The sequence below is a fragment of the Pseudoalteromonas sp. JB197 genome (assembly GCF_002332205.1).
GTDB lineage: Bacteria > Pseudomonadota > Gammaproteobacteria > Enterobacterales > Alteromonadaceae > Pseudoalteromonas > Pseudoalteromonas nigrifaciens.
Genome location: NZ_NRGZ01000002.1, coordinates 667,416 through 682,664, shown reverse-complemented (window position 1 = coordinate 682,664; position 15,249 = coordinate 667,416). Strand labels below are relative to the sequence as shown.

10 protein-coding genes are annotated in these 15,249 nt (G+C 40.8%); 8 read left to right on the top strand and 2 right to left on the bottom strand.

Going from position 1 to position 15,249, the window contains the following annotated elements; genetic code table 11:
- The first annotated feature begins 17 nt into the window (after window positions 1–17).
- Window positions 18–1,439, top strand: a complete 1,422-nt coding sequence (locus tag CIK86_RS18220) for a coniferyl aldehyde dehydrogenase (protein WP_086995761.1) — start codon at window positions 18–20, stop codon at window positions 1,437–1,439.
- Window positions 1,440–1,557: 118 nt separating this feature from the next.
- Here CIK86_RS18220 and CIK86_RS18215 read toward each other — a convergent pair whose 3' ends face one another.
- On the bottom strand, window positions 1,558–2,283 hold the full coding sequence (locus CIK86_RS18215; RefSeq protein ID WP_086995764.1) for a tetratricopeptide repeat protein: 726 nt from the start codon (window positions 2,281–2,283) through the stop codon (window positions 1,558–1,560).
- Between the two features lie 511 nt (window positions 2,284–2,794).
- Between CIK86_RS18215 and CIK86_RS18205 the strand changes: the two genes are divergently transcribed.
- Window positions 2,795–3,658 carry a DUF6279 family lipoprotein gene (locus tag CIK86_RS18205; protein ID WP_086995771.1) on the top strand — a complete coding sequence of 288 codons (864 nt, stop codon included), beginning with the start codon at window positions 2,795–2,797 and terminating at the stop codon, window positions 3,656–3,658.
- A gap of 134 nt (window positions 3,659–3,792) precedes the next feature.
- Complete coding sequence (locus tag CIK86_RS18200; protein ID WP_176359674.1) at window positions 3,793–4,824, top strand: GGDEF domain-containing protein; 1,032 nt, start codon at window positions 3,793–3,795, stop codon at window positions 4,822–4,824.
- A gap of 3 nt (window positions 4,825–4,827) precedes the next feature.
- Here the strand turns inward: CIK86_RS18200 and CIK86_RS18195 are convergent, their stop codons facing one another.
- Entirely contained in the window at window positions 4,828–5,766 is a 939-nt protein-coding gene (locus tag CIK86_RS18195; protein WP_011329997.1) for a LysR family transcriptional regulator, read from the bottom strand.
- A gap of 118 nt (window positions 5,767–5,884) precedes the next feature.
- Here CIK86_RS18195 and CIK86_RS18190 point away from each other — a divergent pair, with 118 nt between their 5' ends.
- From CIK86_RS18190 to CIK86_RS18170, 5 genes are all read left to right on the top strand, one after another.
- Window positions 5,885–7,054 (top strand): efflux RND transporter periplasmic adaptor subunit, encoded by a 1,170-nt coding sequence (locus CIK86_RS18190; protein WP_086995775.1) that lies wholly within the window; start codon window positions 5,885–5,887, stop codon window positions 7,052–7,054.
- 9 nt (window positions 7,055–7,063) lie between these two features.
- A complete protein-coding gene (locus CIK86_RS18185; RefSeq protein WP_086995778.1) occupies window positions 7,064–10,216 on the top strand; it encodes a multidrug efflux RND transporter permease subunit in 3,153 nt (1,050 codons plus the stop codon).
- Window positions 10,209–11,621 carry a TolC family protein gene (locus tag CIK86_RS18180; RefSeq protein WP_086995781.1) on the top strand — a complete coding sequence of 471 codons (1,413 nt, stop codon included), beginning with the start codon at window positions 10,209–10,211 and terminating at the stop codon, window positions 11,619–11,621. Before CIK86_RS18185 ends, CIK86_RS18180 begins: the two co-directional genes overlap by 8 nt.
- A 9-nt stretch (window positions 11,622–11,630) precedes the next feature.
- Window positions 11,631–12,659 (top strand): zinc-binding dehydrogenase, encoded by a 1,029-nt coding sequence (locus tag CIK86_RS18175; protein ID WP_011330001.1) that lies wholly within the window; start codon window positions 11,631–11,633, stop codon window positions 12,657–12,659.
- A gap of 303 nt (window positions 12,660–12,962) precedes the next feature.
- Window positions 12,963–15,218 (top strand): acyl-CoA dehydrogenase, encoded by a 2,256-nt coding sequence (locus tag CIK86_RS18170; protein ID WP_086995783.1) that lies wholly within the window; start codon window positions 12,963–12,965, stop codon window positions 15,216–15,218.
- The last annotated feature ends 31 nt before the right edge of the window (window positions 15,219–15,249 follow it).

Genomic DNA, 15,249 nt, shown 5'->3' with positions numbered 1-15,249 from the left:
AATTTGAGTAATCTATTTTGACTATCGACGCACCGCAAACACCTTCGTTAACTGCACAATTTGATGAGTTACAACAGTACTTTATAAAAACTCCTTACTTGTCGATTAATAAACGCATCACAGTGTTAAAGCAATTGCGCAGTCGCGTTGTAGAGTTTGAGCAAGAGCTGATAGACGCAGTATCAAAAGACTTCGGTTACCGTACCGCATTTGATACCTTGCTAGGCGATATATTGCCCACAATGCAAGCCTTAGCACATACCATAAAAAAGCTACCAAAGTGGTCTAAGCCAAGCAAGCGCTCAGTAGGTTTAAGCTTATGGCCTTCAAAGGTGAGCGTAACATACCAGCCTAAAGGCGTGGTTGGCATTATAGCGCCTTGGAATTACCCAATACAGCTTGCCATTGTGCCTGTTATTACCGCATTGGCAGCGGGTAATCGTACAATGTTAAAGCTCAGTGAGTTTACCCCCCACACCAATCAAGTGCTTGAAAAGCTATTTAGTGGTGAACTAGAGCAACATTGTAAAATAATACAAGGGGGGAGTGGCGTTGCTAGTGAATTTTCATCGCTGCCATTTGCACACCTGTTTTTTACAGGCTCAATTGCGGTAGGTAAGTTAGTAATGGGCGCTGCAAGTGCTAATTTAACGCCAGTTACCTTAGAGCTTGGCGGTAAATCGCCTGTTATTATTACTGAAAAAGCAGATATTAAAAAAGCGGCGCAAGCAATACTCTTTGGTAAAATGGCCAATGCTGGGCAAATTTGTGTTGCCCCCGATTATGTATTTGTACCCAAAGAGCTTGAGCATCAGTTGGTGCAACACTTGTGTGAATTATATAAGAAACACTACAAACAAGGGGTAGAAGGTAAAAATTTAACCTCTATTGTAAGCGATGCTCACTATGCACGCTTATCTGGCTATTTAGAACAAGCACAGCAGCTAGGCTCAACCATAATTAAACCTCTTGAAGATAACCAGCAAGACCCAGATAAACATCGAATGGGGCTACATATTGTCACCCAAGTAACCGATGAAATGCAATTAATGAAAGATGAGCTATTTGGCCCAATATTACCTGTAATGAGTTACACCAACTTAGAGCACGCAATAAGTTATATAAAGCAGCATCATCACCCATTAGCCTTGTATATTTTAGGGCAAAATAAACAAATTCAAGAATATATTATAAAGCAAACACTAAGTGGTACTGTTGCGGTTAACGACACCTTAGTGCAAGTAACTGCCGATGATGCGCCGTTTGGTGGAGTGGGGCATTCTGGAATGGGGCATTATCATGCTAATGAAGGGTTTTTAACCTTTAGCCATGCTAAAAACACGCTGGTTTCTGGATCATTCAACCCACGTATCGGCATGCTACTTAAACAAAGCAAAGTACTAATTAAGTTATTAAAGTGGCTTTATATTAAAAAGTAGTGAATATAACAAAAAGGCTAAACTCATCTTACTGCATTAGTTAGTATTAGCGAGCTTAGCCTTGTTATTTAAACGCTGTTTTAGAGCAATTAATTAAAACAGCGTTTAAAGCAGTTTATTAAAACAACCGCCCTTCACCAGCGTAAGTGCCGGCTAAAATTCTGGCATAAATAGCGTCGGCTTTTTCTTTTGCTTCTTCAACTTCTTTAGGCAGCATTTTTTGCTCGTCGAGCTTGCGACTATGGCTTGCTTGCATATTGCCGTTATACTCGGCAATGGTGTTCCAAATATATGACTTTTCTAAATTCTTAGGCATGCCTAAGCCTTCAAAGTACATTAAAGCTAAATTAAATTGCGCCAAAGTATAATTATTGGCTGCAGCTTTTTCATACCACGTTTTAGCAAGTTCATAATCTACGCTTACGCCATCACCATTGGCATACATAACGCCTAGGTTAAATTGTGCAGCGGGTAGGTTTTTGTTTGCCGCTTGTTCAAATAACTTTATTGCCATTTGTTTGTCGAGTTTTACCCCGTTGCCTTCATCGTATAAAACAGCGAGAGCAAACATAGAATCAGGGTGGTTTTTTGCTACCCCTTGTTGGTAAAGTTGAGCAGCTTTACGGTAGTCACGCGTTACACCATAACCACCTTCATATAATTTACCCAGCTCATAAATACCAGGGGCAAAGCCTTTATCTGCTAGGTAATTAAACTCTTTTAGTGCTTGTGCAAACTCGCCTTCATTAGCGGCTTTGATCCCTTCCTCCAACCCGGCATGAGCGAAAGGGCTGCTAAGTAAAATGCCAGCTAGGAGTAAGGTTTTTAAATTAAACTGTGACATAAGAATGTCTCCAATAAGTGATAGTTGCAATGTGTATTATTTAAACATTATTCTATTTAAAATTTTTGTGCTAAATGAGGTAATGCAACGTTTAAAGATTAAGTGCAAAGTTTATTGCTTGTTATGTTTTACGCTGGCCTTAGTATTTAGCACCGCATTAGCAAATGCAAAGTACGCTTATTATAGCCTAAAGCCGAGCAGAGTTGTTTTAGCAGTGTAAGATACAGATATTACAAAAAATTTAAAGCAGTAAAAAAGCCCTTTCGGGCTTTTGGGTCATATCAACCGTCACTAATATGAAAAATGAAGATGTAGGCTAAGCTTTGTTTATTACAACCCGAGCAACATAAGTATTACGGGCTTATAAAAATAACAGCATCCGTGCTGAAAGTTCATCCTTGGGCACTGAGGTCGGCACATTTAACTTATGCGAGTGATTATCAGTTAGATTTAAATTAAAGTCAAATGCAAATAAAAACTATTATCAAGTTTGTGTGTGCGCAGGAGAGTTATGTTAATTAAAATAAATACAAAAAAAATAATACATGCAATGGTAGTTATCAGCTTTGTACTTTTAGCTAGCTGCTCTACTTCTTTTGCTTATAACAATTTACCTTGGCTATCATCATTTTGGGTAGATGACTACATAGACCTAAACAGTAGCCAAGCAAAACAACTTAAAATTATAATTAAACAAACCCGTAATTGGCATCGTCAGGTAGAGCTGCCTAAGTACAAGCAAGATCTTATCAAGTTACAAAAAACATTTAATAGTGAGTTTAATATCAGCGATTTAACACAGCAGGTTACTGTAGCTAAATTGCATTGGAGCAATTTATTAATACAGGTTAAAGCGCCTTTAATAGAATTGGCTAAAACACTCAGTACCAAGCAACAACAAGAGCTTGTAACTAACATACAAGCTAACTTAGCTGACGAGTTAAAACAGTATCAAGAGCAAACGACGCAACAACTTAGCGAAGAGCGCCTAAAAGAGCAGCTTAGTTATTATAAAGATTGGTTAGGGAAATTAACTAAGCAGCAAACACAGCTCATAACAGTAGCTAACGAGCAGTATATTAATACCTTTGTGCTTTGGCAGCGTTATAAGCAAAATAGGTTAAACGCACTGCAACAGGCTTTTAGTTATGAATTACGTAATGTTGAACAGTTTGAGCAGCAAATGAGCATTATAATTACCGATCGTGAATATTTTATTAGTGAAGAATTAGCGGCCAAAAACCAAGCTAATTTAATGGCTCATGTAAATTTGCTTGTTAGTTTAAATAGTACTTTATCGGATAAACAACGCCGCCACGTAAATAAGCACTTTGCTGAGTTGATAGAGACGGTGGACGATCTTATTGCTGATTAGGTTTTTTACGCAGTACAGTAACGAATTTTTATATAATTATTTACCAGCAGGGCCACGGCTATTGTAGGTAAACTATTTTGTTATATTTATGTTTCACGTTAAACTAATTTTTTATTTTTTATCAAGTTTCATAAATGGATATAGCAGCACTTAATAGTACAGAGTTTTTAAGGAAAAATGTTCTCAAATGGGTCAGCTTATGCTTTGGTTGCTTGGCGTTGGTATTTGCAGGTTTTAATCTTACGGTGAATAATTTAAGTGTGCTTGGTTATTTTGAAGTTGTTTTTTCGCTGTATTGTTTTTGCATTTATTTTCGTTTGGGTAAACACCCGGTGCAAGTTTGGCAGTCTGTTGTTATGTGTGCCTTTATTTCTTTTATTGTGGTTTTTGGAGCTTATATAGCCGCACCTAGTAATGGGGTGTTTGTTTGGGCGTTTGTGCTGCCTACTTTGTATTATTTATTACTAGGAAAAAACTATGGATTTATTTTTTCCATTGTTTTGCTCAGCTTGCAAAGTATTGTATTAATTAATAAATCCTCGTTAGCTCCTTTTACTTCTCTTAATTTATGTTTAAATATATTATTTGCTTATATTGTTATTTGGGCTATTTCACATACATTTGAAAGTAGCCGCTCGCAGTTTTCAAAAAGACTTAAAAAATTTGCCATGCTTGACCCCCTGACCGGAGCGGGTAATCGTTTGGCAATGAATCATTATTTTTCGGTTGAGTTACGTGAGCGTGCCCAGCTTTACTTGTTTTTAGTTGATTTAGATTATTTTAAGCAAATAAATGATAAATACGGCCACGATGTGGGCGATAAAGTATTGATAGAAGTAGCCACGCTATTAAAAGTTACTTTTGCTAAAGGTTATGTTTTTAGGGTCGGGGGCGAGGAGTTTGCACTTATAAGCTCGTTTAATAGTGAGCATGCAGCGCTTGCTGTTGCCGAAAAAGTAAGAGCTGCACTGGAAAATAAATACATAAACGTTGATAACTATAAAATAAACCTAACAGCAAGTATTGGCGTTGCAAATTATAAACCCCAACAATCACTCAATGAATTGCTTAAAGCAGCCGATAAACAGCTTTATAAAGCCAAAGATTTAGGGCGCAATAGCGTTTATTATCCAGCGGTTAAAAGTGACAAAACAGCGCTTATATAACGATTAATACATGTGATCAAAATTTGGGATACTGTTTTCCCAAATCGGTTTATCTTTGCCTAAATACTCGCGCACAGCATCAAAAAATAGTCGCGTTCTGACCGGTAAGTCGCGATGCGGATATAACGCATACATAGCACTGTGGTCCATTATTTTTATATTGGTAAGTAATGGCACTAACTCGCCATCAATAACTTCGTTATCGAGTAAAAATGCAGGCGCCAAAAAGTAACTGGTGCCAGAGAGTGTTTTCATTAGCAATACTTCAGCGTCGTTAGCCCGAAACACACTCCTTATTTTTTGCTCGCAAGCCTCACCTTTATCGTTATAGTAATTTATTGCATCCACTCTAAATGCATTGCTTTTATAGCTTGCCGCCGGTAATTGAGCCAGATCGCTCATAGTTTTAGGCATGCCATAGGTTTTTACAAATTCAGGTGTTGCTAATATCAATAAACGATTACGGGCAATTTTACGCGCAATGAGCGATGAATCTTTTGGCTCGCCAATTCTAAATGCTAAATCAAACCCTTCAGATACTATATCGACCAAGCGGTCATCTAAACGTAATTCTACTTCTACTTGTGGAAAGCGTTTTTGAAAATCATTAATAACAGGTTGTAAATAACGGCGACCAATAATGGTTGACGCTGTTATTTTTAATAATCCACGCGGCTCTTGGTGATAGTTTTCGGCCATGCGCAGGGTTTCACCTAGCAGCTCTCTGAGGTCGGCTGCTTTTTTTATCATTTCGGCGCCCGCTGCAGTAAGCGAAAAAGAACGTGTTGTTCTGTTTAACAACCTCACGCCAAGCTCATCTTCTAAACGGCTAATTTGTTTTGATATAACGGAGCGGTCAATATTACGTATTTCAGCTGCTTTGGCAAAAGAGCCTTGTTCAACCACTTCAAGTAACATTAAAAGTCGACTAGTTGTATCCATAATATTACCTAAAATAGTTTATTGATGCCATTTTGGCATTAATGAATTTAGAAATCTATTATTTTTGTCAGCACGATTGTTCCGTACCATGCAACGCTAATTATAAAGGAGCGTCGTAATGAACAAACATTTAATTGCTGTAGCACTGGCTACAGCATCCTTAACACTTACAAGTTGTGCCGATGAAAGCACGGCTCAGTCGGCTCCAACAGCGCAACATCAGCCAATAGATGTTGCCAAGGTTATTGTTAAACCGGTACAAAGCTGGCACACCTACACAACTCGCTTAGAATCGCCTCAAGAAGTTGCTTTAATGCCACGAGTATCGGGTGTTATCGACAGCATCGAGTTTAACGAAGGCGACTTGGTAAATAAGGGCGACGTGTTATTTCAATTAGATAACCGTTCATTTACAGCCAAGGTTGCCAGCCTTGAGGCGCAAGTTAACAGTGCAAAAGCAGCGCTTGAACAAGCAAGCAGTGAAGCAACCCGTGCGGTACGCTTAACGCAGCGTAAAGCTATTTCAACTGAGCAAGCACAAGCACGTACTTCAACACTGCGCCAACGCGAAGCGCAACTAGCGGCGCTACAAGCACAGTTAACATCGGCGCAGCTTGATTTAGAATTTACCTCAGTTGTATCGCCTATAGATGGCATTATTTCGCGCGCTAATATTACTAAAGGTAATAATATTTTAGCGGGGCAAAGCGTATTAACGTCGATTGTTTCAAATGAAAAAATGTACGCTTATTTTGATATAGACGAGCGCACTTGGAATTCATCGTTTAATGATGTTAGTGCAGCAAGCCGCCAACCTGTGGTAATGCAAAAGGTAGGTCAAGATGATTTTGCTTACTCAGGTTACATTAACTTTATTGACAACCAAATTAACGCCGCTACGGGAACTTTACGCGTGCGAGCAGTGTTTGCAGATAATAGCGGGCAGTTACGTGCAGGCTCGTTTGCGCGTATTAAGTTAGCCGCAAACGCCATTACTGACACTGTAATAGTGCCAGATAGAGCAATAGGTACAGATTTAAAAAATCGCTTTGTACTTACGGTCGGCGAAAACAATGTTCTGCAATATAAATTAGTAACCGTTGGAGAGCGTTATGGCTCATTACGCGCGATTACTGCAGGCCTTACAGAGGGTGATGTGATTGCTGTAAATGGCCCCGCTCGCGTCGGACCTGGTATGCCAATTTCTCCTAATACCGTCACTATTGATACCAGTGGAATTGCATTTACTTTAGGTAATAGCAACAACCAGTTAGTCGCTAAACAATAAGGTTTATTGATGAAGTTTTCGCACTTTTTTATCCAGCGCCCAATATTTGCGGCGATGTTGTCGTTAATCATTTTAATAGCAGGGGGAATTTCATTATTTCAACTGCCAGTAAGTGAATACCCGGAAGTTGTTCCACCTACCGTAGTGGTAACAGCCAGTTACCCGGGGGCAAACCCAACCGTTATTGCACAAACGGTAGCAACGCCATTAGAGCAAGAAATTAATGGCACCGAAAACATGTTGTATATGTTTTCACAAGCCACTAGTGATGGTCGTATGACCTTAACGGTGACGTTTGCGCTTGGCACTGATTTAGACCGAGCACAAGTACAAGTACAAAACCGAGTAAATAGCGCATTGCCGCGTTTACCACAAGAAGTACAGCGCTTAGGCGTGGTAGCCGAAAAGTCATCGCCCGACTTAACCATGGTGGTGCATTTATATTCTCCTGAAAACACCCACGATACGGCGTATTTATCAAATTATGCCGATTTAAATATTAAAGATGAAATTGCACGCTTATCGGGCGTAGGTGATATTCGCCTGTTTGGTGGCGGTAAATATTCTATGCGTGTGTGGCTTAATCCCGATGCTTTAGCATCGCGCGAGTTAACCGCATCGGATGTAATAAGTGCACTGCGCTCACAAAACCAGCAGGTTGCTGCGGGTAGCTTAGGCGCTCAGCCAATTTCGAACGACAGCCAGTTTCAAATATTGTTAAATGTTAAAGGTCGTTTAAACAGTATTGAAGAATTTGAACAAGTTATTATTAAAGTAGGTGAGCAAGGGCAGTTAACCCGTTTATCAGATATAGCTCGTGTAGATTTAGGGCAAGACACTTATGCACTGCGCGCTGAGCTTGATAATCAACCAGCACTGGCTATGCCAATATTCCAACGCCCGGGTTCTAATGCAATTGAGCTCTCTGATCAAGTACGCGAAACCATGGCGCGTTTAGCGAAAGACTTTCCTACCGGTGTTGAATACGACATAGTGTACGACCCTACAGTATTTGTACGCGGCTCTATCGATGCGGTAATTACTACCTTGCTAGAAGCAATCGCATTGGTTGTTATTGTGGTGATTGTATTTTTACAAACATGGCGTGCATCTATAATTCCATTGATTGCGGTGCCTGTTTCACTCATTGGTACTTTTGCAGTGATGCAGTTGCTGGGAGTGTCTATTAATACCTTGTCGCTGTTTGGTTTAGTATTGGCCATAGGTATTGTGGTAGATGATGCCATAGTAGTGGTAGAAAACGTTGAGCGTAATATTGAAAAAGGTCTGTCGCCACTTGAAGCAACCCGCGTTGCCATGAGTGAAGTAACCGGCCCTATTATTGCAATTGCTTTGGTACTTAGTGCGGTATTTATTCCTACGGCGTTTATTACCGGGTTGTCGGGGCAGTTTTATAAGCAATTTGCCTTAACCATTACTATTTCTACTATTATTTCAGCTTTTAACTCGCTGACTTTATCCCCAGCACTCGCTGCATTATTATTAAAACCCCATGACGCAAAGCCAGACGCTTTTACGCGGTTGTTAAATAAACTATTTGGCCGTTGGTTATTTGCACCCTTTAATCGCGTGTTTAATCGTGGCGCTAAAGGCTACGAAAAACTGGTACAAAAGCTGATCCGCATGAGCGTGGTAGTAATGGTTGCTTACGTTGCTTTAGTGGGCGGTACTATTAAGTTATTTGACTCTGTACCCGGTGGCTTTATTCCTCAGCAAGATAAACAGTATTTAGTGGCAATTGCACAACTTCCTGATGCTGCGAGCCTAGATCGTACCGAAGCGGTTATTAAACAAATGCAACAAATAGCGCTTGAAGTGCCCGGCGTTGCACATACGGTTGCCTTTCCGGGGTTATCGGTTAACGGTTTTACCAACAGCCCTAACAGCGGTATTGTATTTACGCCCTTAGCTCCTTTTAGCGAGCGTACCGATCCGAGCCAGTCTGCCATGGCAATTGCAGCGCAACTTAATCAACGCTTTGCAGCAATTGACGAAGCATTTGTAGCGGTATTTCCGCCGCCGCCTATTCAAGGTTTAGGCACCACAGGTGGCTTTAAATTACAAATTGAAGATAGAGCAAACAAAGGTTTTGAAGCATTATTTAATAGCCTACAAGCGGTAATAACGAAAGCGCAACAAGACCCAGCATTAGTTGGCCTGTACTCAAGTTTTCGTATTCAAGTGCCACAAATGGATATAGATATAGACCGTGAACAAGCACTTATTCAAGGCATACCACTGGATGAAGTGTTTAATGCGCTACAGATATATTTAGGCTCAGTGTATGTAAACGACTTCAACTTATTTGGCCGTACTTACCAAGTCAATGCGCAAGCTGACGCCGATTATCGCGTTGATCCAGAACAAATATTGCACTTAAAAGTACGAAATCGTGCGGGTAATATGGTGCCATTAGGATCAGTGTTAACGGTAACTCCTACCATAGGCCCAGACAGAGTAATGCATTACAACGGCTACCCAAGTGCAGAACTTAATGGCAGCCCAGCGCCAGGTTATAGCTCAGACCAAGCGCAAGTTGCGATTGAAAAAGTACTTGCCGATACGCTACCTTCAGGTATTGAATATGAGTGGACCGAAGTAACCTATCAGCAAGTACTTGCGGGTAATACTATGGTGTATGTATTTCCGTTAGTGGTACTGCTGGTATTTATGGTGCTGGCTGCACAATACGAAAGCCTACGTTTACCACTGGCAATTATAATGATTGTACCTATGACCATATTTTCGGCGCTAATTGGGGTGTGGTTTGTGGGCTCAGACAATAACATATTTACGCAAATTGCATTAATTGTGCTGGTGGCTTTGGCCTCTAAAAACGCGATACTTATGGTGGAGTTTGCCAAAGATCAACACGAAACCGGTTTATCACATTTAGATGCCATGTTAGCGGCATGTCGAATGCGCTTACGCCCCATATTAATGACCTCAATAGCCTTTACCGCGGGCGTTGTACCATTAGTATTTGCAACGGGTGCGGGAGCCGAGATGCGCCACGCTATGGGTAATGCTGTATTTGCAGGCATGATAGGAGTAACCGTATTCGGCTTATTATTTACCCCGGTATTTTATATGTTAGTAGCCAATAAAAAGCAAAAAGCACAGCAGGTATCACATGATTAAATTAGTGCAAAAAAGCCTTAAAACGTCGCTTACCACAAGCGCTATATTAATTGCTGCTATGTTATCGGGTTGCGCCGCTAAAATTGACGCTGCCAGCGAGCAAAACATGGTTAGTGAGTTTATAGCTAGTGCCAATATAGCCAGCGAGCTTAATAATATTGATGAGACAAACTGGTGGCAAAAGCTAGAATCAGCTCAGTTAAATCAGTTGGTTACAGACGCATTAACCAATAACCACAACTTACAAACCAGTCAGTTAGTACTTAAAAGCGCCTTGGCGCGCTTAGGTGAGCAACAAGCGCAGTATTTACCGCAAGGCGGGGTAGAAATTGGCGCGCAGCGCAGTGGTTTAGGCGATACTAACAGTCGTCAATCGAGTGCTAATTTAGCACTTAATTGGCAGCTCGATTTATTTGGTCGTATTACGGCATTGGTTGATGCAGCGAATGCATCGGCCATGAGCCAAGCCGAGCAAGTGCGTTTATTGCAAATTGAAGTGGTTTCGTCGGTTGTTAAAGGCTTTGTGAGCTATCAAGGTAATGTACAAAAGCAGCACATTGTTACGTTGCAAATAGACGCACTAGAGCAAAGTATTGCGGTACTTCAAGCCCAGGTTGATGAAGGCGTAGCAAACGAGCTTGATTTAAATCGTACTATGGCACAACTTAAGCAACAACAAGCACTAATGCCGGCAATTGAATACGCTAAATATCGCGATTTATCTACACTGGCTGTGCTTAGCGGACGACTAGCACAAAATGTTAAACTCACTAATGAGCAAGCCATTTTAGAGCATAAATTTACCGTATCGTTAAATGATGCTAATGAATCTATCGCACTTAGGCCCGATATTAGCCAAGCACTTTATGCATTTAGCCAAGCAAATAGTTTAAGTGTTGCTGCAAGTAAAGCGTTATTACCAGATATAAGCTTAAGTGGTTTTGCAGGCGTGCTTAGTATTGGTAGTAATAGCTTTAGTGATACACAGCAGCAATGGCAGGTGGCTCCGCAAATTCAGTGGTCAATACTGAGCTACCCGGCACTCATAGCGCAGCGCGATGCACAGCAACTTTTAACTCAAGCGGCTTATAGCGATTATCAACAAGTGATACTCCAAGCGCTGAGCGAAAGTGAACTTTCTTTGCAATTGTTGGTCAACCAAGCTCAGCAAAAGAGGTTTGCTGAGCAGCGTTATCAGTTTGCTAATAATGCATTTTTACAAGCGCAAGCAATGTACGAAGAAGGGCAAATTCCTTACTTAGAGTTGTTAGATGCGCGTCGGGATGTTCTAATAGCTCAAGAAAATGCTGTTGATTCAACGATTTCATCACTGCTCGCTAAAGTAAATGCTTACCAATCATTTAACGGGCGATGGAGTTATGCGTTAAATAATACTAACCAGTAGAGTTTTTTGATGTCTGATACTGATATTTCACCGCAATACACGCTACCGCAGACTATGCGAGCAATTGTATTGCCTGAGCCTAATGAAAAAATTTGTTTAGCCGATGTTGAGTACGCTGTTCCTGAGTGTGCAGACAACGAGCTGCTTATTAAAGTTGAATATGTTGGCTTAAACCCAGTTGATGGCTTGTTTGCTAAATCGGGTTTTTGTAAGTGGCAATATCCACATATTTTAGGGCTTGATGCCGTTGGCGTAGTGGTAAAGGCTGGTAAAGGTGTTTTCCCGGGCGTTGGCACGCGTGTAATGTGGCATGCCAGTATTGGCGATCAAGGGGCGTTGAGTGAATATACCAAAGTAGCTAACTATGCTGTATCGGTTGTTCCTGCTGAGCTTGCAGGCGATATGGCGGCTACTTTACCTTGTGCCGGTATGGCTGCACTCATAAGCCTAGATAAAATTAATATTACCGAGGGCGATACCGTATTAATTGACGGTGGCGCAGGGGCTGTAGGGCAGTTTGCCATTCAGTTTGCAAAGCAGCGCGGTGCCGACGTATTTACCACAGCAGCTAAGCGTAATCATAAATTGGTAAAACAATTAGGCGCCGATGTGGTATTTGCTTACCAGGATAAAGACTTATGCGAAAAAATTCGCCGAGAGCTTGGCCCACAAGGCTTTGATGCGGTAATAGACACCGTTGGTGGCGCCTCTACAATACGCAATATAGAACTAATGCGTTTTTGTGGGCGAATTGCTTGTTTAAACCCATTGCCACATTTTGAACAAGAGCTAATGTATCGTCGAGCACCCAATATTGGTGTTGTATCCTTAGGAGGTGCTTGGTTGGCAAATAGTTTATGTGCCCAGCAACGTTTAAGTTTTATGGGTAACTTATTAATAGAAGGTGCTTTGAGTGGTGACATTAAAACACCCGAAATTACAGCTGTCGACTTTAACGCACAAGCAGTATCAGCAGCACTACATAAACAATTAGACGGCGGTTTTACCGGCAAACAAGTGGTTAAAATAAGCACTTAGTTAATTTTATAATTGAGCGGATACTAATTAACGCAGCATATAATTATGCTGCGTTTTTTTATGCCCGTTTAAAGTCGCTTTATTTTTAAGGCGTGATTTAGCTAAGTTTTGTTGTTTAATTAGCCAAATGAAGAAAAATAATGTTTTTCAGCGCATAGCCGTAAGCCCTTGTGTTTAAACAGTTTACGTTCACGTAAAGAAAATAAATTGAAAAAACTGTTAATTATTTGCATAGAGTAATTGATCTAATCGAATTTTTATGACGTAATGTAGTTATTATTATCTGGTCGGATGAGTTCAATCATGAGTTTACGTACAAAATTAAAAAAAGTATTACCAAGTATTTCAATTACTGAACAAGAAGCGCTAGACGCCGGCGATGTATGGTTAGAAGGGTCTATCTATCAAGGTAAACCTGACTTTAGTGCACTACGCGCCGTGCCAGCTGCAGTATTAAGCGCAGACGAAAAAGCCTTTATTGATGGCCCACTGCAAGACTTGTTGGGTATGATTGATGACACCGAAATTCAAAATGGCATTCATTTACCGGATTACATTTTAGACTTTTTAAAGAAAGAGCGTTTCTTCTCGCTGATCATTCCTAAATCGTTTGGCGGTTTAGAGTTCAGCCCATACGCTAACTCAACAATTGTAGCCACTATTGCCACTAAAAGCTCTGCAGTAGCGGTAACAGTAATGGTACCTAACTCGTTAGGCCCAGGTGAGCTATTACTGCATTTTGGTACGCAAGAGCAACAAGCACACTACCTACCACGTTTAGCAAATGGTACAGACATTCCATGTTTTGCATTAACTAGCCCAGAAGCGGGTTCTGACGCAGGTGGCATTCCAGATTTAGGTACAGTTACTAAAGGCATGTACAACGGCGAAGAAGTACTAGGTTTAGAAATTACGTGGGACAAGCGTTACATTACACTGGCGCCTATTGCGACTGTATTAGGCTTAGCATTTAAAGTTGTTGACCCTGATGGTTTGCTTGGCGGCAAAGAAAACCTAGGTATTACCTGTGCGCTTATTCCTAAAGAGCACCCGGGTGTAGAGTTAGGTAATCGCCATGATCCTATGAATATTCGTTTTTATAACGGTACTACGCGTGGTAACAAAGTATTTGTACCTATGGACTTTATCATTGGTGGCCAGAAAAACATTGGTCGCGGTTGGCAAATGCTAGTTAGTTGTTTAGGCGCAGGGCGTGGTATTTCATTACCAGCACTGGGTGTAAGTACGGCGCAAGTTGCATTTAAATCAGCGTCTGAGTACGCTGCTGTGCGCGAGCAATTTGGTTTAGCAATAGGCCAGTTTGAAGGTATTCAAGAAAAGCTTGCCGATATTGCAGGTAAAACATACCTACAAGAAGCAATGCGAGTGCTTACAACTGAAGGCTTAGGCATGGGCTTAAAACCATCGGTAGTAACTGCAATTGCTAAATACCACATGACTGAGTTGGGCCGTGATGTACTCGACTCTGCAATGGATATTCAAGCGGGTAAAGCAATTCAAAATGGTCCACAAAACACGCTAGCAAGCGGTTATGTAGCACAGCCAATTGCTATTACGGTAGAAGGCGCGAATATTCTTACTCGTAACCTGATGATCTTTGGTCAAGGTGTAATGCGTTGTCATCCATACTTACAATCTATGGTTGAATCAATTCATAGCGAAGATAAAAATGCAGATAAAGAATTTAACCGTATTTTACGTAAAACAGTAAGTTACAGCGTAGTAAACAGCTTACGTGCGTTCCGCTTGGGTGTATTACCATTTACAGCAGGTGCAAGTTCAACGTTACCAGAAGTACGTGAATACGAAAAAGCAGCACATAAACTGTCAGCTAAATTAGCTGTATATGCAGATTTCTCGCTACTTGTACTTGGCGGTAAGCTTAAGCAAGCAGAAATGTTGTCGGCACGTTTAGGTGATGTAATGAGCTTTTTATACGCGGCAATGGCGTCAATTAAATACTACGAGCAAAAAGTATCAAGTAGTGAACGTGAGCAAGCAGCACCGTATTTTCATTATGCTACTCGCTTTGCACTACAAAGTGCTGAAGAAGCGCTGCACAAGTTTTTAGATAACTTCCCTGCAAGTGGTACGCGTAAGTTTATGCGTTTTATTACCATGAACTACTCAACTAAAATGCCAAAAATTAGCGACGACTTAATTCGTGAACTAGCTAAGCAAGCTCAGCTAGATACGGCCTTTAAAGCGCAAATTACGCATTTAGTTAAGCCAGTTAAAGGTGATGGACATTATATTAACGAGCAAGCGTACAAAGCTAAAATGGCATCGCTTGGTGAGTTGGCTAAAGTTAAAAAAGCACTGCGTGCTAAAACAATTAAAGCGGGTATTCGTTTTTCAATCACACTTGATAACGCACTTGCGGCTAATGTAATTACAGCGGCTGAACATACTCAGCTTATTGATTACAACACTAAGCGCGAAAAAGCGATTCGTGTAGATGAGTTCGATTTTGATATGAACTTACTTGACGACAACGCACAACCGGTTAACCCACTTAAAAGTGTTGTAAACCAGTAATCACCCGGTGTAAATAAATTCAACAATGTAA

Excerpts from the sequence above, each read along its gene's own strand:
- CIK86_RS18185 (WP_086995778.1), top strand. The coding sequence starts at position 7,064 with ATGAAGTTTTCGCACTTTTTTATCCAGCGCCCAATATTTGCGGCGATG.
- CIK86_RS18200 (WP_176359674.1), top strand. The coding sequence starts at position 3,793 with ATGGATATAGCAGCACTTAATAGTACAGAGTTTTTAAGGAAAAATGTT.
- CIK86_RS18190 (WP_086995775.1), top strand. The coding sequence starts at position 5,885 with ATGAACAAACATTTAATTGCTGTAGCACTGGCTACAGCATCCTTAACA.
- CIK86_RS18195 (WP_011329997.1), bottom strand. The coding sequence starts at position 5,766 with ATGGATACAACTAGTCGACTTTTAATGTTACTTGAAGTGGTTGAACAA.
- CIK86_RS18205 (WP_086995771.1), top strand. The coding sequence starts at position 2,795 with ATGTTAATTAAAATAAATACAAAAAAAATAATACATGCAATGGTAGTT.
- CIK86_RS18170 (WP_086995783.1), top strand. The coding sequence starts at position 12,963 with ATGAGTTTACGTACAAAATTAAAAAAAGTATTACCAAGTATTTCAATT.
- CIK86_RS18175 (WP_011330001.1), top strand. The coding sequence starts at position 11,631 with ATGTCTGATACTGATATTTCACCGCAATACACGCTACCGCAGACTATG.
- CIK86_RS18180 (WP_086995781.1), top strand. The coding sequence starts at position 10,209 with ATGATTAAATTAGTGCAAAAAAGCCTTAAAACGTCGCTTACCACAAGC.
- CIK86_RS18215 (WP_086995764.1), bottom strand. The coding sequence starts at position 2,283 with ATGTCACAGTTTAATTTAAAAACCTTACTCCTAGCTGGCATTTTACTT.